This window comes from Bradyrhizobium sp. AZCC 1678, from assembly GCF_036924765.1.
GTDB lineage: Bacteria > Pseudomonadota > Alphaproteobacteria > Rhizobiales > Xanthobacteraceae > Bradyrhizobium > Bradyrhizobium algeriense.
On the sequence record NZ_JAZHSE010000001.1, the window covers coordinates 972,635 to 991,754 of the forward strand.

General features: G+C 63.3%; 18 protein-coding genes and 1 pseudogene. 6 read left to right on the forward strand and 13 right to left on the reverse strand.

Features of this window, described 5'->3' with window-relative positions:
* Positions 1-51 precede the first annotated feature (51 nt).
* The 6 genes and pseudogenes from V1294_RS04640 to V1294_RS04665 all read left to right on the forward strand — a co-directional run bounded on the left by V1294_RS04640 (position 52) and on the right by V1294_RS04665 (position 6,986).
* Positions 52-612, forward strand: a complete 561-nt coding sequence (locus V1294_RS04640) for a F0F1 ATP synthase subunit delta (protein WP_334488160.1) — start codon at positions 52-54, stop codon at positions 610-612.
* Entirely contained in the window at positions 612-2,141 is a 1,530-nt protein-coding gene (gene atpA / locus V1294_RS04645) for a F0F1 ATP synthase subunit alpha (RefSeq protein WP_334488163.1), read from the forward strand. Before V1294_RS04640 ends, atpA begins: the two co-directional genes overlap by 1 nt.
* Before the next feature lie 141 nt (positions 2,142-2,282).
* Positions 2,283-3,164: a F0F1 ATP synthase subunit gamma gene (locus V1294_RS04650; RefSeq protein ID WP_334488164.1), complete on the forward strand. Its 882-nt coding sequence runs from the start codon at positions 2,283-2,285 to the stop codon at positions 3,162-3,164.
* A 55-nt stretch (positions 3,165-3,219) separates the two neighbouring features.
* The gene (gene atpD, locus V1294_RS04655) at positions 3,220-4,662 is read left to right on the forward strand and encodes a F0F1 ATP synthase subunit beta (RefSeq protein ID WP_334488165.1); all 1,443 of its coding nucleotides are present in this window, start codon (positions 3,220-3,222) and stop codon (positions 4,660-4,662) included.
* A 108-nt stretch (positions 4,663-4,770) separates the two neighbouring features.
* Complete coding sequence (locus V1294_RS04660; RefSeq protein WP_334488167.1) at positions 4,771-5,178, forward strand: F0F1 ATP synthase subunit epsilon; 408 nt, start codon at positions 4,771-4,773, stop codon at positions 5,176-5,178.
* 219 nt (positions 5,179-5,397) lie between these two features.
* A pseudogene (locus V1294_RS04665) lies at positions 5,398-6,986 on the forward strand (adenylate/guanylate cyclase domain-containing protein).
* Between the two features lie 7 nt (positions 6,987-6,993).
* Here the strand turns inward: V1294_RS04665 and V1294_RS04670 are convergent.
* From V1294_RS04670 to V1294_RS04730, 13 genes are all read right to left on the reverse strand, one after another.
* A complete protein-coding gene (locus V1294_RS04670; RefSeq protein WP_442895422.1) occupies positions 6,994-8,094 on the reverse strand; it encodes a Do family serine endopeptidase in 1,101 nt (366 codons plus the stop codon).
* A 159-nt stretch (positions 8,095-8,253) separates the two neighbouring features.
* The gene (locus V1294_RS04675) at positions 8,254-8,577 is read right to left on the reverse strand and encodes a hypothetical protein (protein ID WP_334488175.1); all 324 of its coding nucleotides are present in this window, start codon (positions 8,575-8,577) and stop codon (positions 8,254-8,256) included.
* Positions 8,578-8,662: 85 nt separating this feature from the next.
* Positions 8,663-9,163, reverse strand: coding sequence for an Hsp20/alpha crystallin family protein (locus V1294_RS04680; protein WP_334488177.1), 501 nt, complete (start codon positions 9,161-9,163; stop codon positions 8,663-8,665).
* Between the two features lie 88 nt (positions 9,164-9,251).
* On the reverse strand, positions 9,252-9,704 hold the full coding sequence (locus V1294_RS04685) for an Hsp20 family protein (RefSeq protein WP_334495447.1): 453 nt from the start codon (positions 9,702-9,704) through the stop codon (positions 9,252-9,254).
* A 754-nt stretch (positions 9,705-10,458) separates the two neighbouring features.
* Entirely contained in the window at positions 10,459-10,956 is a 498-nt protein-coding gene (locus tag V1294_RS04690) for an RNA pyrophosphohydrolase (protein ID WP_334495449.1), read from the reverse strand.
* Between the two features lie 147 nt (positions 10,957-11,103).
* On the reverse strand, positions 11,104-11,610 hold the full coding sequence (locus V1294_RS04695; protein WP_108520585.1) for an RNA pyrophosphohydrolase: 507 nt from the start codon (positions 11,608-11,610) through the stop codon (positions 11,104-11,106).
* Between the two features lie 196 nt (positions 11,611-11,806).
* The gene (locus V1294_RS04700) at positions 11,807-13,006 is read right to left on the reverse strand and encodes a divergent polysaccharide deacetylase family protein (protein ID WP_334495452.1); all 1,200 of its coding nucleotides are present in this window, start codon (positions 13,004-13,006) and stop codon (positions 11,807-11,809) included.
* Between the two features lie 124 nt (positions 13,007-13,130).
* The gene (locus tag V1294_RS04705; RefSeq protein ID WP_334488188.1) at positions 13,131-14,495 is read right to left on the reverse strand and encodes a S41 family peptidase; all 1,365 of its coding nucleotides are present in this window, start codon (positions 14,493-14,495) and stop codon (positions 13,131-13,133) included.
* Positions 14,492-15,871: a murein hydrolase activator EnvC family protein gene (locus V1294_RS04710; protein WP_334495454.1), complete on the reverse strand. Its 1,380-nt coding sequence runs from the start codon at positions 15,869-15,871 to the stop codon at positions 14,492-14,494. Before V1294_RS04710 ends, V1294_RS04705 begins: the two co-directional genes overlap by 4 nt.
* Before the next feature lie 40 nt (positions 15,872-15,911).
* On the reverse strand, positions 15,912-16,394 hold the full coding sequence (gene rlmH, locus V1294_RS04715; RefSeq protein ID WP_334495457.1) for a 23S rRNA (pseudouridine(1915)-N(3))-methyltransferase RlmH: 483 nt from the start codon (positions 16,392-16,394) through the stop codon (positions 15,912-15,914).
* A 113-nt stretch (positions 16,395-16,507) separates the two neighbouring features.
* On the reverse strand, positions 16,508-16,861 hold the full coding sequence (gene rsfS / locus V1294_RS04720) for a ribosome silencing factor (protein ID WP_108520572.1): 354 nt from the start codon (positions 16,859-16,861) through the stop codon (positions 16,508-16,510).
* A 229-nt stretch (positions 16,862-17,090) separates the two neighbouring features.
* Positions 17,091-17,720 carry a nicotinate-nucleotide adenylyltransferase gene (locus V1294_RS04725; RefSeq protein ID WP_334488194.1) on the reverse strand — a complete coding sequence of 210 codons (630 nt, stop codon included), beginning with the start codon at positions 17,718-17,720 and terminating at the stop codon, positions 17,091-17,093.
* 31 nt (positions 17,721-17,751) lie between these two features.
* Positions 17,752-19,044, reverse strand: coding sequence for a glutamate-5-semialdehyde dehydrogenase (locus V1294_RS04730; protein ID WP_334495459.1), 1,293 nt, complete (start codon positions 19,042-19,044; stop codon positions 17,752-17,754).
* Positions 19,045-19,120 lie beyond the last annotated feature (76 nt).

The following is a 19,120-nucleotide window of genomic DNA, read 5'->3' on the forward strand; positions in this document are numbered from 1 at the left end:
CGTGGCGACGGTTTTTCCCTTGCGAGTTTAACAGCTGAAAAGAGCGTCTCTGTGGCTGCTGAAGATCCGTCCGTTTCGGGAGTGTCCGGCCGTTATGCTACGGCCTTGTTCGAGTTGGCGCGCGACGAGAAATCCGTCGATGCGGTCAGGGCCGATCTCGATAAATTCGAGGCCATGCTGGCCGATAGCGCCGATCTGAAGCGCCTCGTCCGCAGCCCGGTTTTCTCGGCAGATGCGCAGTCAAGGGCGCTCAATGTCGTGCTCGACAAGGCCGGAATTTCCGGCACCTCCGCCAAATTCCTTAAAGTCCTCACCGCCAATCGCCGGCTGTTCGCCGTGGCCGATGTGATCCGCGCCTTCCGCGCGCTGGTGGCGAAGTACAAGGGCGAGGCGACCGCCGACGTCACCGTCGCCGAACAGCTCAATGAAAAGAATCTCGACGCGCTGAAGACCGCACTGAAATCGGTGACGGGCAAGGACGTCGCGCTCAACGTGAAAGTCGATCCCTCCATCATTGGCGGCCTTGTGGTCAAGCTCGGCAGCCGCATGGTGGATAGTTCGCTTCGCACCAAACTCAATTCGATCAAGCACGCGATGAAAGAGGCAGGCTGATGGACATCCGCGCCGCGGAAATTTCCGCGATCCTCAAGGACCAGATCAAGAATTTCGGCCAGGAGGCTGAGGTTACCGAAGTCGGACAGGTGCTGTCCGTCGGTGACGGTATCGCCCGCGTCTATGGCCTGGATAACGTCCAGGCCGGCGAAATGGTCGAGTTCGAGAACGGTACGCGCGGCATGGCGCTGAACCTCGAAACCGACAACGTCGGTATCGTGATCTTCGGCGCCGACCGTGAAATTAAGGAAGGCCAGACGGTCAAGCGCACCCGCGCCATCGTGGACACGCCGGTCGGCAAGGGCCTGCTCGGCCGCGTGGTCGATGCGCTCGGCAATCCCATCGACGGCAAGGGCCCGATCCAGGCCGACAAGCGTATGCGCGTCGACGTCAAGGCGCCCGGTATCATTCCGCGCAAGTCGGTGAGCGAGCCGATGGCGACCGGCCTCAAGGCGATCGATGCGCTGATCCCGGTCGGCCGCGGCCAGCGCGAGCTGATCATCGGCGACCGCCAGACCGGCAAGACCGCGATCGCGCTCGACACCATTCTGAACCAGAAGCCACTCAACGCGCAGCCCGACGAGAACATCAAGCTGTATTGCGTCTATGTCGCGATCGGCCAGAAGCGTTCGACCGTCGCCCAGTTCGTCAAGGTGCTGGAAGAGCAGGGCGCGCTGGAATATTCGATCATCGTCGCCGCCACCGCGTCCGATCCGGCGCCGATGCAGTACATCGCGCCGTTCACTGGCTGCACCATGGGCGAGTACTTCCGCGACAACGGCATGCACGCCGTCATCATCTATGACGATCTGTCCAAGCAGGCCGTCGCCTACCGCCAGATGTCGCTGTTGCTGCGCCGCCCGCCGGGCCGCGAAGCCTATCCCGGCGACGTGTTCTATCTGCACTCCCGCCTGCTCGAGCGCGCGGCAAAGCTCAGCAAGGACCATGGTTCGGGCTCGCTCACCGCGCTGCCGGTGATCGAAACCCAGGCCAACGACGTGTCGGCCTACATCCCGACCAACGTGATTTCGATCACCGACGGTCAGATCTTCCTGGAAACCGATCTGTTCTTCCAGGGCATCCGCCCGGCGGTGAACGTCGGTCTGTCGGTGTCGCGCGTCGGATCGTCGGCGCAGACCAAGGCGATGAAGAAGGTCGCCGGCAAGATCAAGGGTGAGCTGGCGCAGTACCGCGAAATGGCGGCGTTCGCGCAGTTCGGCTCCGACCTCGACGCCTCGACGCAGCGCCTCCTGAACCGCGGCTCGCGCCTCACCGAACTCCTGAAGCAGCCGCAGTTCTCGCCGCTGAAGATGGAAGAGCAGGTTTGCGTGATCTGGGCCGGCACCAACGGCTATCTCGACGCGCTGCCGCTCGGCAAGGTCCGTGCGTTCGAGGATGGCCTGCTGTCGCTGCTGCGCGGCAAGAACGTCGAGATTCTCGACGGCATCCGTGACAGCCGCGATCTCTCCGATGATCTCGCCGGCAAGCTGAAGAGCGTTGTCGAAGGTTTCTCCAAGACGTTTGCTTAACTGTCATGGCCGGGCTTGCCCCGGCCATCCACGTCTTCGGGCGTGGATGACCAAAGACGTGGATGCCCGGCACAAGGCCGGGCATGACGAACGAGGGGTACGCGACCCGGTTGGAAAACAGGTCGCCAGGGTGAACTGAGAATGGCTTCACTTAAAGACATGCGGGTCCGCATCGCCTCGACCAAGGCGACGCAGAAGATCACCAAGGCGATGCAGATGGTCGCGGCGTCAAAGCTGCGCCGCGCGCAGAGCGCTGCCGAAGCGGCGCGGCCCTATGCCGAGAAGATGGACGCGGTGATTTCCAACATCGCCAGCGCCGCAGCCGGTTCGCCTGGCGCGCCGGCGCTGCTGGCCGGCACTGGCCGCGACCAGGTGCATCTGCTGCTGGTCTGCACCGGCGAGCGCGGCCTGTCGGGCGCCTTCAATTCCTCGATCGTGCGTCTGGCGCGCGAGCGTGCGCTGTCGCTGATCGGCCAGGGCAAAGAGGTCAAGATTTTCTGCGTCGGCCGCAAGGGCTACGAGCAGCTCCGCCGAACCTTCGAGAAGAACATCGTCGAGCACGTCGACCTGCGCTCGGTTCGCCAGCTCGGCTTCGTCAATGCCGAAGACATTGCCAAAAAGGTTCTGGCGCGCTTCGATGCCGGCGAGTTCGACGTCTGCACGCTGTTCTATTCGCGCTTCAAGTCCGTGATCTCGCAGATCCCGACCGCCCAGCAGGTCATTCCGCTGGTGGTGGAAGCACCGGCGGCGAATGCCGGCCCGCCGACGTCCTACGAGTACGAACCGGAAGAAGACGAGATCCTGACGCGCCTGCTGCCGCGCAATCTCGCGGTGCAGATCTTCCGTGCGCTGCTCGAAAACAACGCCTCGTTCTACGGCGCGCAGATGAGCGCGATGGACAACGCCACCCGCAACGCCGGCGAAATGATCCGCAAGCAAACCCTGGTCTACAACCGAACCCGTCAAGCCCAGATCACCAAGGAGTTGATCGAGATCATCTCCGGCGCCGAGGCCGCGGTCTAGCCGCACGAACCAACCGACGGTCGTTCAAGTACAGAATTTCGAAGGAGAGCAATTCATGGCCACAGCAGCTAACCAGATCGGTCGTGTCACCCAAGTCATGGGCGCCGTCGTCGACGTGCAGTTCGAGGGATATCTGCCCGCCATTCTGAACGCGATCGAAACCAAGAACGGCGGCAACCGCCTGGTGCTCGAAGTGGCGCAGCATCTCGGCGAATCCACAGTGCGTACCATCGCGATGGACACCACCGAGGGTCTGGTGCGCGGTCAGGAAGTCACCGACACCGGTTCGCCGATCCGCGTCCCCGTCGGCGCCGGCACGCTCGGCCGCATCATGAACGTGATCGGCGAGCCGATCGACGAAGCAGGCCCTGTCACCGCTGAAGACAGGCGTGCCATCCACCAGGAAGCGCCGACCTATACCGACCAGTCCACCGAAGCCGAAATTCTCGTCACCGGCATCAAGGTCGTCGACCTGCTGGCGCCTTACGCCAAGGGCGGCAAGATCGGCCTGTTCGGTGGCGCCGGCGTCGGCAAGACCGTGCTGATTCAGGAGCTGATCAACAACGTCGCCAAGGCCCATGGTGGTTACTCGGTGTTCGCCGGCGTCGGCGAGCGTACCCGCGAAGGCAACGACCTCTATCACGAGTTCATCGAATCCAAGGTCAACGCCGATCCGAAAAATCCCGATCCGAGCGTGAAGTCCAAATGCGCTCTGGTGTTCGGCCAGATGAACGAACCCCCGGGCGCCCGGGCCCGCGTCGGCCTCACCGGTCTGACGGTCGCCGAGCACTTCCGCGACCAGGGCCAGGACGTGCTGTTCTTCGTCGACAACATCTTCCGCTTCACCCAGGCCGGCTCCGAAGTGTCGGCGCTGTTGGGCCGTATTCCTTCGGCCGTGGGCTATCAGCCGACGCTCGCCACCGACATGGGCGCGCTGCAGGAGCGCATCACCACCACGCACAAGGGTTCGATCACTTCGGTGCAGGCGATCTACGTGCCGGCCGACGACTTGACCGACCCGGCGCCCGCGACCTCGTTCGCCCATCTGGACGCCACCACGGTGCTGAACCGCGCGATCTCGGAAAAGGGCATCTATCCGGCGGTGGACCCGCTCGACTCGACGTCGCGCATGCTCTCGCCGCTCGTCGTCGGTGAGTTGCACTATGAGACCGCGCGTATGGTCCAGCAGGTGCTGCAGAAGTACAAATCGCTGCAGGACATCATCGCCATTCTCGGCATGGACGAACTGTCCGAAGAGGACAAGATCGCTGTCGCCCGCGCCCGCAAGATCGAGCGCTTCCTGTCGCAGCCGTTCCACGTCGCCGAAGTCTTCACCGGCTCGCCCGGCAAGTTCGTCGATCTCGCCGACACCATCAAGGGCTTCCGCGCGATCTGCGAAGGCAAGTACGATCACCTGCCGGAAGCTGCCTTCTACATGGTCGGCACGATCGAAGAAGCCGTCGAGAAGGGCAAGAAGCTGGCGGCTGAAGCGGCTTAGTTACCTCGTCATTGCCGGGCTTGACCCGGCAATCCATCGCCAAGAAAACTTCTTTTGATGGACCCGCGGGTGAAGCCCGCGGGTGACAGTGGAAAGAACGGAACGACCATGGCCACCTTTCATTTCGATCTCGTTTCGCCCGAAAAGCTCGCCTTCTCCGGCGAAGTCGATCAGGTTGACGTCCCCGGCGTGGAAGGCGATTTCGGCGTGCTGTCCGGACATGCGCCGGTCGTGGCGGCGGTTCGCCCGGGCATCCTGACCATCACCAGCGGCGACGCCCATCAGAAGGTCATCGTGCTCGGCGGTCTTGCCGAGATGTCGGCAAACGGCCTCACCGTGCTGGCCGACGTCGCAACTTCGATCGCCGATGTCGATCGCGCGCAGTTCGCCGAGACCATCGCCGAGATGGAAGCCAAGCTGGCCGAGAAGGAAGGCACCGAGCTCGATCACGCCATCGAGCGGCTGGACCACTTCAAGAGCATCCAGATCGAGCTCAACGCGACCGCTATGCACTAAGCCCCGGGGCACCGCTCCGGGGCGCAATGAAGACCCGAGCAACAATCGGCGCTCGTCACAATGTGACGGGCGCTTTTTGTTTTGACCGCTTCCCGACGCCGACGAGCCGCCACCCCGGCGCAAGTCCGAGGCTACGCTTCGATCGAAATGCTGAGGTTGCGCCGGGGAACTTCTGGCGGCATTGTTCCGGATGCTGGTGTTGATCCGGGGCTGCTTTTCATGAAGCGCAAGATTGCAGCGATTTTTGCGGCCGATATTGCCGGCTACTCCAGACTGGTTGCCGAGGACGAGGAGGAGACGCTGCGTCGGCTCGCGTCCTACCGTCAGGTGACCGACGATTTCATCGCCAAGGGCGGCGGCCGCATTTTCAATACCGCTGGGGACGCCGTGCTCGCCGAATTTCCGAGCGCGGTCGAAGCCGTGCGCTGCGCGATCGACATCCAGGAAAGCCTGCGTACCCGCAACATGGCTTATCCGCCGAGCCGCCAGATGGCGTTTCGCATCGGCATCACGATCGGCGACGTGGTCGAACGGGACGGCGACCTGCTGGGCGATGGCGTCAACATCGCCGCGCGCCTGGAGGGCCTCGCCGAAGTCGGCGGCATCTGCATCTCGCGCGCGGTGCACGAGCAGGTCGCCAACAAGCTGTCGGTGCAATTTGCCGATATGGGCGCGCAGGAGGTGAAGAACATCCCGACGCCGGTGCACGCCTACATGGTGGCGATGCGCCGCGAGGACGGCACTTACGCGACGCCGCAGGTCAAGAAGCCCGCGAAGGCGCGAGGCGCGCCGCAGCCGAACTGGATGTGGCCGGTCGCGGTCACCGTGGTCAGCCTGGCCGCGATCGGTGTCGGGGGCTTTCTCTATTTCACCAAGCTCGAGACGTCGGCGCCGTCAAAGGTCGCCGCCCCAATCGGCGTTGCGAGCAGCGTTCCGAGTCCTGTCGCCGCGGCTCCGCCATCGCCGCCGATGGTCGTATCGTCAGAAAAATTCGCTGCCGCCAGCGTTCCCTTCATTAGCGACAAGGTCCGTGCCTCGCTCGCCTCGGACTACACGCCGGCTGCCGATTTCAAGGCGTTCTCGCTCAACATCGGCGGGTTCAATGCTTTCGTCACCGCCCAGCCGAGCGAGGAGGCGGCGAAGTCGGCCGCGGTGGAGCAATGCCAGAAGCGTGCGGATGCCGCGCAATCGCCGCGCAAATGCGAATTATACGCGGTCGGCGATGCCGTCGTTTATGCGCATGGCCGGCCGCCGATGTTGAGCCATTGCCCTGGATCCGGCATGACGCCGTGACCGAACAGCCCTTCGCTACCAAAAACGTCCCGCTCACCCGCGACGGCGGCAAGGCGCGGTTTGAAAACGTGTATACACCGGCGCGAAAGCACAAGGCGGTCGCGCTGGGCCCCGGCGGCGCGCTGTTCTTTCCCTTTGCCCTGGACAGTGTCGAGGAAGCAGTACGGCGTGCCCTGGAGTCATGCGGCGGGATCGCCGGCGTCCCCTGCATGATCGTGGCCCTCAACGATAATTTCGTGGTTCCGATTCCGACCACACTGAAGGTCGCCGGTTTCTTCAAGCCGGCCGGTAATACGATGATATCGGCCGACGCGCGCGACGACGTTGCGCGTCGGCTCGCGGATGCCTCGAGCGGCTGGAACGCCGTGGCGGTCGGTGCAGCCGGCCGCCCTGGGCTGGGCCTGAAGGCGGCGACCGAGCAGGCTGCGGTCAGCGGCGCGGTCGCGGAATGCGTCAAGCGCGACAACAATTGTCAGGTCATCGCCATCGGCCCGTTTTCGGTCGGACCGAACTAGCTGCACCTCAGCGTCCGCCAGCCTGCTGACGCTGTTGAACCGAGCGCTCGCCGTGATCGCTGTTCGCGTCGGAGGCCTGCCCCACCGCGACGGTGACGTTATGAGCCGTCCCGGAACGTTCAACCGTCAGGCGGACCTGTTCGCCGATGCGGGCAAGGCCGATCCGGTTTCGCAACTGCGCAGCCGAGTGTATCGGACGATCATCCGCCCTCAGCACGATGTCGCCCTTGCGCAGCCCGGCCGTTTCCGCGGGCGAACCGGGGCTGACTTCCGCAATCCGCGCCCCTTCGCTGCGTCCGCCGTCGGTGGCGGGATTTAGTTCGCGCAAGGAGATGCCGATCCGGCCGCGCTGGATGCGGCCAGTCTCGACGATCTGCTCCATCACGCGCCGCGCCATGCTGACTGGGATCGCAAAGCCGATGCCGACATTGCCGCCCGCCGGGGAAATGATCGCCGAATTGATGCCGATCAATTCTCCCTTAAGGTTGACCAGAGCGCCGCCGGAATTGCCGGGGTTGATCGCCGCGTCGGTCTGGATGAAATCCTCATACCCCTGCTTGCCAAGCCCGGTCCGGCCAAGCGCGCTGACAAGGCCGGAGGTGACGGTCTGGCCGAGACCAAAGGGGTTGCCGATCGCGAGAACGAAGTCGCCGACTTCGAGCGCATCGCTGTCGCCGAACGCGATTGCCTTCAAACCAGCGGGAGATTGAATCCGCAAGACCGCAATGTCGGTGGCGGGATCGCGCCCGACAACCTTGGCCGAAAACGGGCGGCCGTCTTTGGTCTTGATCTGAACGGAAGCGACCTGATCGACAACGTGATTGTTAGTCAGAACATAGCCCTTCTGCGCATCAACAATGACGCCGGAGCCGGTCGCGTTGATTTCCTTCTCGAACTGCTTCGGCACGTCGAAGAATTCCCGGAACAGCGGATCGCGATAGAGCGGGTTGTCCTGACGGACCTTGCCGCGGACGGCGATGTTGACCACGGCCGGGGTGACCTCGCGAACCAGCGGCGCCAGCGTCGGCACCGTGCCGCCGGTTCGCAGGTTCGGAATCTGTCCCGAAACCCCGGTTGCCGGGATCGTCGCGCCGAGCAGGCCCGCCAGCGCGATCACTACGAGTCGGTTCACTGGTTTTCTCATCCTGAAAAGGAGGCCGTATCAGGAACTGCCTTGTTGTGAATTAGTCCGCCTGTAGGGCGAGCCAGGGAGCGGCGCACAACGCGGCTGCTTGGCTGATCCATACGAAGGCCAGGATCGTGGGAATCAACATGACCAAAGCCTCCGCGTTTCGGTTGCCCGGCGCGGACGAAGCCATCGTCTGTCGATTTCCTCGCGCGCAGGATCGCCATCGAGCTGGCGCAAGGCGGCAAGAATGTCGGCCAGACGGAGGGTGTGGCCCATGCCCGGAATGTCACGCAGGCCCGGGCAGGATTCGACCGCAAATATGTCAGACGCCCAGGACGACAGGATGATTCGTTTCTCGGCGTCGGAAAGTTGCGGGTCGCTCAGGACTTCGTCGGGGGCATTGTAGTGTGCGGCAGGATGAAATAGCGCGAGTTCTGGGGCGTTCAATTTGGCCTTGCTCATCGATCTGTCCCCTTACTCTCCTTTCCAGTGAGACGTTTGGGCGATTATCGGAGGCAGCGGCGCTTTGGCGCCGCCGCCGTTGTCGTCATTGGCTGCTGATCGGGATGCGCTTGACGGCCGAACGGGCCTGTTCGGATTTCGGCAGCGTGATCGTCAAGACGCCGTCATGGAATTTGGCTTCGGCCTTGTCTTCCACAACTCCGTCGAGCGGAATCTGCCGCTCGAACGAACCGTAATAGCGCTCGGAGAAGTATCTGCCGCCATTATCGGTTCGCTCGGACTTCTTTTCTCCGCGCAAGGTCATGACGCCGTTGGCGATCTCGACCTGGACGTCCTTTTCCGTCAACCCGGGCAACTCGGCCGAAACGGTCAGCTCTTTCTCGGTTTCGTTGACCTCGATGCTTGGCCATCCGAAGCGACCTTCCATCAGCGGGCTGCCGAAGCGGGCAGGCGTCCCAAATCCGCGGAAGACATCGTCGAACAGCCGGTTCATCTCGCGGTGCAGGGTGAAGAAAGAATCGAAGCTGTCGCGCGCCGGCGCCAGCTCCTGATTTCTCGACCATGGGATCAGATTACGAAAAGCCATAGTGTCCTCCTTTTGGAAATTCCGGTGTTGCTTTGCAAGCTCGCGAGGCCGGCCATCCGCGCGCCAAGCCTCAATTGCCGAAGTGGCGTTAGGCCGCCTTCTGCTCGATCTGGCGGGATGTGCCGGCGTTCCCGATCGGGATACGCCGTGGCTTCATCGCGTCAGGTACTTCCCGAACCAGATCGACGATCAAGAGGCCGTCCTTGAACGAGGCCTGCTTGACCTGCACATAATCGGCAAGGTTGAACACCCGACGGAACGGCCGGGCCGCGATGCCGTGATACAGGTATTCGCGTTGTTCGGGGTCGGACTTCTTTCCCTCGATGATCAGCGTGTCCCGTTCTGCGGTGACGCCAATGTCGTCCATGCCGAAACCGGCAACCGCCAGCGAAATCCGGTAGGCGTCTTCGCCGCACCGTTCGACATTAAAGGGCGGATAATTGTCGTCGGCGGATTGCCGCAGATTGCTGTCGAGCAGATCGGCCAGATGGTCGAAGCCGATCGTGGAGCGCCACAGGGGCGAGAAGTCAAAGGTCCTCATAGCCAAGTCCTCCTAAGAGCAAGATGGATACGAAGGCGCGTCGGACACCGTCCGGCGCCCACTCAACTTGCCGGACCCGATCTGGCATCCGGCGCCGCCGTCAGCGGCAAAAATCGAATTAGAAAAATCTCGAAAAGTTTCAAGAGGCGAAGATCAGAATTTTTTCAAGGGCCGGCCGTTCTTGGCCGCGGCAGGCTTAATCCGGCGTAAACGGGTGGGCTGAAGGTGCGCCACATATGGCTCGACTTTTGGCTGGCCTGCCGCTCTGGACCCGTCTGCGATCGACCGATCTGCTGTCACGTCATCGCCCTCGGCCCGTTTCCGGTTGGACCTAACTAGACCACGACCTGCTGGCGCCTGAATTCGACTGGTCTGTTGTTGGGAAAGTCTCGGAAGTCCTGAAGGCAGTGGACCTCCGGCCGATGGCCAACAGCATGAACAGGCTCCGGTACCCCTGGTAGCGGGCAGCCGGACGGGTGCGTTCGCGCCCGTGCATGATCAGCGTGCCATTCTGGTGCACCCGCCACTCCCAACTCCGGCGGCGCTTGGTTACAGTCACATCCATCATGGGAGGCAAAACACCGGTGCGGGTTATTTCAAGCTGAGCCCGTTAGTCTGCCGTCGATCCAAAAAGGTTCGCTGACAAACCACCGACGGCATCAGGCGCATTTCTGGGAACTCGGCCGGCCGAAAAATATTCAGCGACAAATCGCCGTCAAGAGCCTCGTCCGCGACCGCGGCGAGACCATCCAATCTAGCGGGTGAATTCCGCAAATACCCGCGCCACCATCCGGTACACATCGCGCCGGAACGGCACCACGAGGTCGACGACGCGGTCGAGCCGCTCCCAGCGCCAGGAATCGAACTCGGCCGGCTGGCCGTTGCGCGGCGTCAGCGGGTCGATCTCGTCGTCGCGGCCGGTGAAGCGAAGCGCGAACCATTTCTGCCGCTGGCCGCGGAATTGGGCGAGGCGATGCGTGGACGGTCCGTCATAGGGCGGAAATTCATATTTTATCCAATCGGTCTCGCCGAGATATTCGGCGCTGACCGCCCCGGTCTCCTCCCAGAGCTCGCGGATGACGGCATCGCGCGGGTTCTCGTCGGCGTCGATGCCGCCCTGCGGCATCTGCCATTCTAATCCAGGAAGAATGATTTCTGGCCCATCGTCGCGGAAGCGACGGCCGATCAGCACCCGGCCCGAGGTGTTGAACAGCGCGATTCCTACGTTGGGGCGATAGGGTTTGTCGGACATTTTTCGTTCGCCGTCATTCCGGGGCGCGCGTGAGCGCGAACCTCAGATGCGCATTGCGCATCCGGGAATCTCGAGATTCCGGGTTCATGCTTCGCATGCCCGGAATGACGTGCATGGATGATGAGAACCGACCGCTGTCATTCTAGACTAGCCGCCCGCGAGGTTGGAGAATTCCTTGACCACGCGTTCATAGACCGGCCGCTTGAACGGCACGATCAGGTTCGGGAGATTTTTCATCGGCTCCCAGCGCCAGTTCACGAATTCGGCCTTGTGTCCGCCGCCGCCGGGGCTTGAAACGTTGATTTCGGCATCCTTGCCGGTAAAGCGCACCGCGTACCATTTCTGCCGTTGCCCGCGGTAGCGGCCCTTCCAGGCGCGACCGGCCACCGTGCGTGGAATGTCGTAGATCAGCCAATCCGGGACTTCGCCGAGTTTTTCCACCGAGCGGACGCTGGTTTCCTCGTAAAGCTCGCGCTTGGCGGCCTCCCAGGTGTCCTCGCCGGGATCGACGCCGCCCTGCGGCATCTGCCAGACGTGGGTTTGATCAACATGTTCGATGCCGCCGGCGCGGCGGCCAATGAAGACCAGCCCGGCTGCATTGATCAGCATCATGCCGACGCAGGTCCGGTAAGGCAGGTCCTCATAGCGCGCCATGTCCCTCACGGTTCCCTTGCTTGCATCATGTCCATCCGCAATCGGTCGGTCCAGCGCGGTCCGGGAAAGTCCGGATCGCCGCCATCAGCTTGATCTCTATAGCGTTTTCGAGCGAAGTGGATGCCGCTTCGCGTGAAGAAAACGCGTCAAAACAAGAATCTAGAGCTTCGGTTCCGATTGAATCAGAACCGAAGCTCTAGCCTGATTTTGATTTCAGCATCGCCGTTGTCAATGGCACAAGCATGATGCCGCGGCTGTCGAGGGTCTTGATCCAGGCGGCAAGCCGCTCGATCGAAATCGGCAGCGCCGAGGCGACGCCGACGGCCAGCCCCCGCTCCTTGGCCAGCGTCTCCAGCTTGACCAGCGTCCGGTCGATCTCGGCCGAGGTCGGCACGGCGTCGATGGTAAAATCGGCCTTGGCGAAGGGCATCGATTGGGCCGCCGTCAGGGAAGGCGCGGCGCTGCGCGGCGAGGAGCCGTCATCGAGATACCCAAGGCCGCGCTTGGCCGCCTCGCGGACGATCGGCTGCATCACGGCGTCGGTGGCCGTGAAACGCGCGCCCATGAAATTGGCGATCCCCGCATAGCCCTGGAACCGGCTGAGGTGCCAGTATAGCCGGTCGATGTTCTGCTCGGGCGTCAGCGTCGTGAGCAGGGTCTGCGGGCCGGGGTCATTGTCGGGATAGTCGAACGGCTCCATCGGAACCTGAAGCAGGATCTCGTGACGCTGCGCACGGGCCCGCTCGGCGAGCTTGGCGGGGTCTGCCCCGTAGGGGGTGAATGCCAGCGTTACGGCCGGGGGCAGCTTCATGATCGCATCGGCCGTCTTGGCGGCGCCGACACCGAGCCCGCCGACGACGATGGCGACGACAGGCATCTTGGCAGCCTTGGTGCGGTCGGCATCGGCGGCATAGACCGTAAAGGGCTTCAGGCCGTCGGCAACCACCGGAATCATGCCGTAACGGGACTTTTCCAGCAGCCGCTGGTCGATACCGGCCATGGCCATCGCCGGCGCAGGCTCTCCGCCGGTCTTGTCGGGGGTATCGCTGCCGATCACGACATCCTGGCGCTTGCCGCTGGAGCCGTCGATGATGGTGACGGTCTTGTTGTCGCCGGCCGGCGCCTGCTGGGCAGATTTCGCAGCCTTTTCGGGGTGGCTGGAGGCCGTTCCAGGCTGCTTTTCGTCCGCCGCTGGCGGGCGCAGCGCGATACGGGCGACCGGTTCGCCGCCGAACGGGTTGTCGGTGAAAAGGGCTATAGCGAGGAAGGCGACCAGGAACAGGCCGAGCAGCACAGCCAGCGCCTGTATTGCAGTGAAGGGCAGCCGGAACCGGCGCTTTTGGCGCTCTGTCTTCTGTCCGAGCGGCGTGCTCAGATCGTCGGTCATTTCCGTCATGGACTTCCCCGAATCACCGGGGCCGACGATACCACGGCGGAGCAGGGCCACGGCTATTCCGCCGCTTAGCAAAAAGGGCGACCCAAAGGCCGCCCTTTTTTCGAATGCTGGCCGGTGGAGCCGATCAGTTCGCGGCCTTGGTGGCCGGCTTATCGACCGCCGCCTTGTCACCGGTTGCCGGTGCCGCGGTCGCGGTCGACTTGATGCCGTGCAAGAGGTCGGCCGCCGTCTTCAGCGCCTTGTCGTCCTTTGCGTCCGGGGGGACGTAGGATTGCGAGCCGGTCTTCTCGTCGCCGTCGTTTGTCTTCAGGTGGCCGCGCAGCGAGGCTTCGCCCTTGGTGTCGGTGCGTGCCTTCAGCTCGTCCGGCACATCCTGCAGCACCTCGATGTCGGGCACGATGCCCTTGGCCTGGATCGACTTGCCTGACGGCGTGTAGTAGCGCGCGGTGGTGAGGCGCAACGCGCCGTTGCCGCTGCCGAGCGGGATGATGGTCTGTACCGAGCCCTTGCCGAACGAACGGGTGCCGACCAGCGTGGCCCGCTTGTGGTCCTGCAACGCGCCGGCGACGATTTCCGACGCCGAGGCCGAGCCGCCGTTGACCAGCACGATGACCGGCTTGCCCTTGGTGATGTCGCCCGAATGGGCGGCGCGGCGCTGGGTTTCCTCGGCATTGCGGCCGCGGGTCGAGACGATCTCGCCGCGCTCCAGGAAGGAGTCGGAAACGGTGACCGCTTCCTCAAGCAAGCCACCCGGATTGTTTCGGAGGTCGATGATGTAGCCCTTCAGCTTGTCGCCGATCTGGTTCGAGAGGTTGCCGATCTCGCGCTTCAGGCCTTCGGTGGTCTGCTCGTTGAAGGTGGTGACGCGGATATAGGCGATGTCGTCCTGTTCGACGCGGGCGCGCACCGAGCGGACGCGGATGTTGTCGCGCACCAGGGTGACTTCGATCGGATTGTCCTGGCCCTTGCGGATGATCTTGAGGCGGATCTTGGTGTTGACCGGTCCGCGCATCTTCTCGACCGCCTGATTGAGGGTGAGACCCTGCACGGCTTCGTCGTCGAGATTGGTGATGATGTCGTTGGCCATGATGCCGGCCTTCGACGCCGGGGTGTCGTCGATAGGCGAGACCACCTTGATCAGGCCGTCCTCCATCGTGACCTCGATGCCGAGCCCGCCGAATTCACCGCGGGTCTGCACCTGCATGTCGCGGAAGCTCTTCGCATCCATGTAGCTGGAGTGCGGATCGAGGCCGGCCAGCATGCCCGAGATCGCCGACTCGACGAGCTTGCTGTCGTCGGGCTTCTCGACATAGTCGCTGCGCACGCGCTCGAACACGTCGCCGAACAGATTGAGCTGGCGATAAGTGTCCGAAGTTGCAGCGCGCGCACTCGAACCCATCATCAGCACAGAGCGAGGCTGCGTGACAAAGAGCGTCAAAGCCGCACCGGTGGCGGCGCTAAGAAGAATTACAGAAGTCTTGCGCATCATCCGCGAACCTTTTCGCCTTCGTTAGCGGCCCACCATGGGCCTGAGTCGATTGGAGTGCCGTCCTTACGGAACTCGACATACAACACCGGCTGGCTCGCGGTCGTCGCGAGAATGGATGCGACCTGGGATGTCGAACCCATGGTCGCGACCGGCTCTCCCGTAAGTACAAACTGGCCGATGTTTACCGAAATGCGCTCCATCCCGGCGATCAGGACATGATACCCGCCCCCGGCATTAAGGATCAAGAGTTGTCCGTAGCTCCGGAAGGGCCCGGCGTAAACAACCCAGCCGTCACACGGTGTTGTGACCTGTGCCCCGGCCTTGGTTGCCAAGGAAATGCCTTTTTCTACGCCACCGGCACCGTCGGAACCGCCAAATTCGCGAATCTTGCGGCCAATGACCGGAAAAGCGAACAGGCCTCTGGCGGAGGCAAAAGCGATCGCCGGGCTTAATCGGGCAGGGTCCTTTAGCGCCCCCAGGTTGGGTTTACCGCTGGGCGCCGGCGGAGCGCCCCGCAGGCTGGCGGTTGCGGCCGCTTTGGCCGCACTCTTCAAATCCTGCTCCATTTTCGTGATCAGACCCTGCAGGCCCTCGACCTGCCTGGACAGGTTGATGGCGCGCGCACCTTCGGCCTCGACGTCCTTTTCGATCGCGCTCTGCTTGCGCTGCCGCTCTTCGACCAGCGCAGCCAGCCTGACAGAATCGTCCTTCAGCCTGTCGCGGTCCCGCGCCAGCGCGTCGCGCTTGGTGGCGATGTCCCTGCGCAAATTCACCAGCTCGCCGAGATCGGTGGCAAGTTTCTCCGCGCGTCCGCGCAGTTCGGGCACGACCGATCCGAGCAGCATGGCAGTGCGCAGCGATTGCAGCGCGTCTTCGGGCCGGACCAGCAGCGCCGGCGGCGTGCGCCGGCCAGCGCGTTGCAGCGCCGCCAGCACCTCGACGATTTCGGTGCGGCGTGAATCGAGCGAAGCCCTGACCTGCTGCTCGCGGCTGTCGAGCGGGCGCAGATCGGCCTCGGTCTGGCCGATGCGGATCTCGACGCCGCGCACCTGGGTGGCGATGTCGATCAGCTGTTGGTTGAGCTTGGAGCGGTCCTGACCGATCGCCGCGATATCGGCTTTTAGTTTTTGCTGAAGTTCGGCCGCCTTGCGCTGCTGCTCGCGCGTGGCCTCCAGTTCCTCCTCGCGCTGCTTGAGGGCATCGGGCGAAACGGCCGTCGCCTGCTGTGCGGGGGCTGCGGACTGCGCTACCGCCGGCGAAAGCGATGCCGCGGCGAAGCTTGCGGAAAGCAACAGCAGGGAAAGCGAGACAGCCGAAATCAGCGGCTTGCCGCGGCCGACGGTATCGAATGAATGAAAGCCCTGCGTTGAATGCATCCGGTCTATTCGGCTTTATCCGTATTCACGTCACCGTGCCTTACGCACGATGGTATGGGTGGCCGGCCAGGATGGTCGCGGCCCGGTAAATCTGTTCAAGAAGCATGACGCGGACCATTTGATGCGGCCAGGTCGCCGAGCCGAACGCAATGCGTAATTTAGCCTTGCGCTGCAAATCGGGCGAAAGTCCGTCCGCGCCTCCGATCGCGAAAATTGTGTTGGCGATCCCCTGATCCCGCCAATCGCCGAGCTGCCGGGCGAAGGTCGCGCTATCGATGCCCTTGCCGTGCTCGTCCAGTGCCACCAGCACGGATTTCTCCGGTATCGCCGCCGCAATCGCCGCGGCTTCCTCCGATATCCGGGTCGCGGCGTCGCGCGCGCGGCTTTCCGGAATTTCATGGATCGCAAGGCCGCGAAAGCCGAGCTTGCGGCCGATGTCCTCGAAGCGCTCGCGATAGCGTTCGGCCAGTTCCTGCTCCGGGCCCTGCTTCAGCCGGCCGATTGAGACCACGACAAGGCGCATGAATGCTGTTTCTGGCGTGCAGTTTCTTCTGGCGTGCACTTTCCGGCACGCGCGCTTTTCGCGCGCGCCAGGCAGACTACATGCGCTTCAGCCGATTCGCATCGGCCGAGCGTTCAGATCGCCGCCGCCGCCGGGTTTTGCGTCCACAATCTTTCGAGATTGTAGAATTCGCGCACCTCGGGTCTGAATACGTGCACGACCACATCGCCGGAATCGATCAGCACCCAGTCGCAATTGGGCAAGCCCTCGACATGGATGTTCCTGATGCCGTTTTCCTTCAGGGCTTTCGTGACGTTTTCCGCGATCGCGCCGACGTGCCGGTTGGCCCGGCCAGTGGTGACGATCATGTAGTCGGAAAAGGCGGATTTGCCGCGAAGGTCGATGGTGATCGTTTCTTCCGCCTTCATATCGTCGAGGCGGGAGAGGATCATATTCAGCGTCTTGTCGGCGTCGGGTTGCGCCTTCAAGGCCGCAGCTTTTGTCGATGTTTTACGCGGGGTCTTGGCAGACTTGCCAGCAGTCTTGTTACCAGTCGCCTTGGGTAAAACAGACTTGGACAATACAGATGTGGCCAGGGACCATTCCTTTCACTGTATCGCGAACGCCGAATCCCGGCGTCCGCCGACTATATTAGGCATGTGGGGTTAATGGTTTCAATATTCTAGTGAGCCCCGCTTGCCGGTTCGAGCCAGATTGTCACTTCTTTGCCTTCCAGCTCCCGTCCGGGTTCCGCAAGCCGGTGGACGACATGTCCAGTTTCAGGCCGGTCAGGAAAGCCCAGGCGGGAGCATGCTGATCTGCTAGCCGGGCCGCCTGATTCTCAGGCAGCCGATAGCGCGCCAAAGCCTGCGCGGCGGGTGCGGCAAGCGCCCGAAAACTCTGTGGCGGACGGTCGATCACCGCAATCGGCACCTCTGCGGCGATGCGCCGCCAGTTTTGCCAACGATGAAATTGCGCGAGATTGTCAGCGCCCATGATCCAGACGAAGTGCACGCCGGAAACACGGCGGCGCAAATGGATGATCGTGTCGACAGTGTATCTGGTGCCGATGACAGCTTCGAGACAGCTGACGTCGATGCGCGGATCGTCGGCGACATCAAGCGCGGCATCGACGCGTTCGGCAAGGCCATGCAGCCGGCCGTTGTCCTTGAGCGGATTGCCCGGCGTCAGCAGCCACCAGACGCGATCGAGCTTCAGGCGCTTGATCGCAAACAGGCTGATGGCGCGATGCGCCGCGTGCGGCGGATTGAACGAGCCGCCGAGCAGGCCTACGCGCATGCCGTTGGTATGGAAGGGAATGGCTTGCGCGGCGGATTGCAATTGCATCAGCCGGGTCACCGCGTGCACTGGCTGGCGTTCACGGCCGCGTCTGCCCGGTGCCGTGAACACGATATTTGAAGCTCGTCAGTTGCTCGGCGCCAACAGGGCCGCGGGCGTGGAATTTGCCGGTGGCAATACCGATCTCGGCGCCGAAGCCGAACTCGCCGCCATCGGCGAACTGCGTCGAGGCGTTGTGCAGCACGATCGCGGAATCGACCTCGCTGAGGAATTTCTCGGCGGCCTTTGTATCCTCGGCCACGATCGCGTCGGTGTGGCGCGAGCCGTGGTCCTGGATATGCGTGATCGCAGCATCGACGCCGTCGACGACGCGCGCGGCGATGATGGCGTCGAGATACTCGGTGTCCCAATCCTCGTCGGACGCGGGTTTCACGCGCGTATCGATCTTCTGCACGGCCGCGTCGCCGCGCACCTCGCAGCCGGATTCGATCAGCATCTCGACCAGCGGCTTCAGCGTGGTTTCACCAGCCGCGCGATCGACCAGCAGGGTCTCGGCCGCACCGCAGACGCCGGTCCGGCGCATCTTGGCATTCAGCACGATCGACTTCGCCATATCCAGATTGGCGGAGCGATCGACATAGACGTGATTGACGCCTTCGAGATGCGCGAACACCGGCACGCGGGCTTCCGCCTCGACACGTGCGACGAGGCTTTTTCCCCCGCGCGGTACGATGACGTCGATGCCGCCGTTCAAGCCGCTCAGCAGCAGGCCCACGGCGGCGCGATCGCGCGTCGGCACCAGCGTGATCGCCGCTTCGGGGAGACCCGCCTCGCGAAGCCCCTGTACCAGGCAATCGTGAATCGCACGGCAGGAGCGGAAACTGTCGGAGCCGCCGCGCAGGATCACCGCGTTGCCGGATTTCAGGCACAGCACGCCCGCATCGGCCGCGACGTTGGGACGGCTTTCGAAGATCACGCCGATCACCCCGAGCGGCACGCGCACGCGCTCGATGGTCATTCCGTTCGGGCGCTGCCAGCTCTCGGTGACGGTGCCGACGGGATCTGCGATCTGACGCACGGTGGTGACGCCGTCGGCCATCGCCTCGATGCGCGCCGGCGTCAGCGACAGGCGATCGATGAAGGCTGATGTCGCATCGCCGGCGCGAACCTCGGCGACATCCTCGGCATTGGCCGCGAGAATGGCCGGCGTATGGCTGCGGATGGCGCGTGCGATGGCGTCAAGCGCGCGGTTCTTCTGCTCGGGCGAGGCGAGCGCCAGCACCCGCGCGGCGGCGCGGGCGCGGGCAGCGAGATCGGTCATCAAAGCGGGCAGATCGGCGGTGCCGTCGATTGCCTTGAGCGGCGCGGTCATCAGAGGTCTCGGGTCTTGAGTTAAGGCCATGTCCTAGCACGGAAATTGAAGGTTTGGCGAGGTGCCGAAGGGGCAT

What these genes read in the sequence shown, in the direction of transcription:
- atpA (WP_334488163.1), top strand. Translation starts at nt 612, where the DNA reads ATGGACATCCGCGCCGCGGAAATTTCCGCGATCCTCAAGGACCAGATC.
- V1294_RS04650 (WP_334488164.1), top strand. Translation starts at nt 2,283, where the DNA reads ATGGCTTCACTTAAAGACATGCGGGTCCGCATCGCCTCGACCAAGGCG.
- atpD (WP_334488165.1), top strand. Translation starts at nt 3,220, where the DNA reads ATGGCCACAGCAGCTAACCAGATCGGTCGTGTCACCCAAGTCATGGGC.
- V1294_RS04660 (WP_334488167.1), top strand. Translation starts at nt 4,771, where the DNA reads ATGGCCACCTTTCATTTCGATCTCGTTTCGCCCGAAAAGCTCGCCTTC.
- V1294_RS04675 (WP_334488175.1), bottom strand. Translation starts at nt 8,577, where the DNA reads ATGAGCAAGGCCAAATTGAACGCCCCAGAACTCGCGCTATTTCATCCT.
- V1294_RS04680 (WP_334488177.1), bottom strand. Translation starts at nt 9,163, where the DNA reads ATGGCTTTTCGTAATCTGATCCCATGGTCGAGAAATCAGGAGCTGGCG.
- V1294_RS04685 (WP_334495447.1), bottom strand. Translation starts at nt 9,704, where the DNA reads ATGAGGACCTTTGACTTCTCGCCCCTGTGGCGCTCCACGATCGGCTTC.
- V1294_RS04690 (WP_334495449.1), bottom strand. Translation starts at nt 10,956, where the DNA reads ATGTCCGACAAACCCTATCGCCCCAACGTAGGAATCGCGCTGTTCAAC.
- V1294_RS04695 (WP_108520585.1), bottom strand. Translation starts at nt 11,610, where the DNA reads ATGGCGCGCTATGAGGACCTGCCTTACCGGACCTGCGTCGGCATGATG.
- V1294_RS04700 (WP_334495452.1), bottom strand. Translation starts at nt 13,006, where the DNA reads ATGACGGAAATGACCGACGATCTGAGCACGCCGCTCGGACAGAAGACA.
- V1294_RS04705 (WP_334488188.1), bottom strand. Translation starts at nt 14,495, where the DNA reads ATGATGCGCAAGACTTCTGTAATTCTTCTTAGCGCCGCCACCGGTGCG.
- V1294_RS04710 (WP_334495454.1), bottom strand. Translation starts at nt 15,871, where the DNA reads ATGCATTCAACGCAGGGCTTTCATTCATTCGATACCGTCGGCCGCGGC.
- rlmH (WP_334495457.1), bottom strand. Translation starts at nt 16,394, where the DNA reads ATGCGCCTTGTCGTGGTCTCAATCGGCCGGCTGAAGCAGGGCCCGGAG.
- V1294_RS04725 (WP_334488194.1), bottom strand. Translation starts at nt 17,720, where the DNA reads ATGCAATTGCAATCCGCCGCGCAAGCCATTCCCTTCCATACCAACGGC.
- V1294_RS04730 (WP_334495459.1), bottom strand. Translation starts at nt 19,044, where the DNA reads ATGACCGCGCCGCTCAAGGCAATCGACGGCACCGCCGATCTGCCCGCT.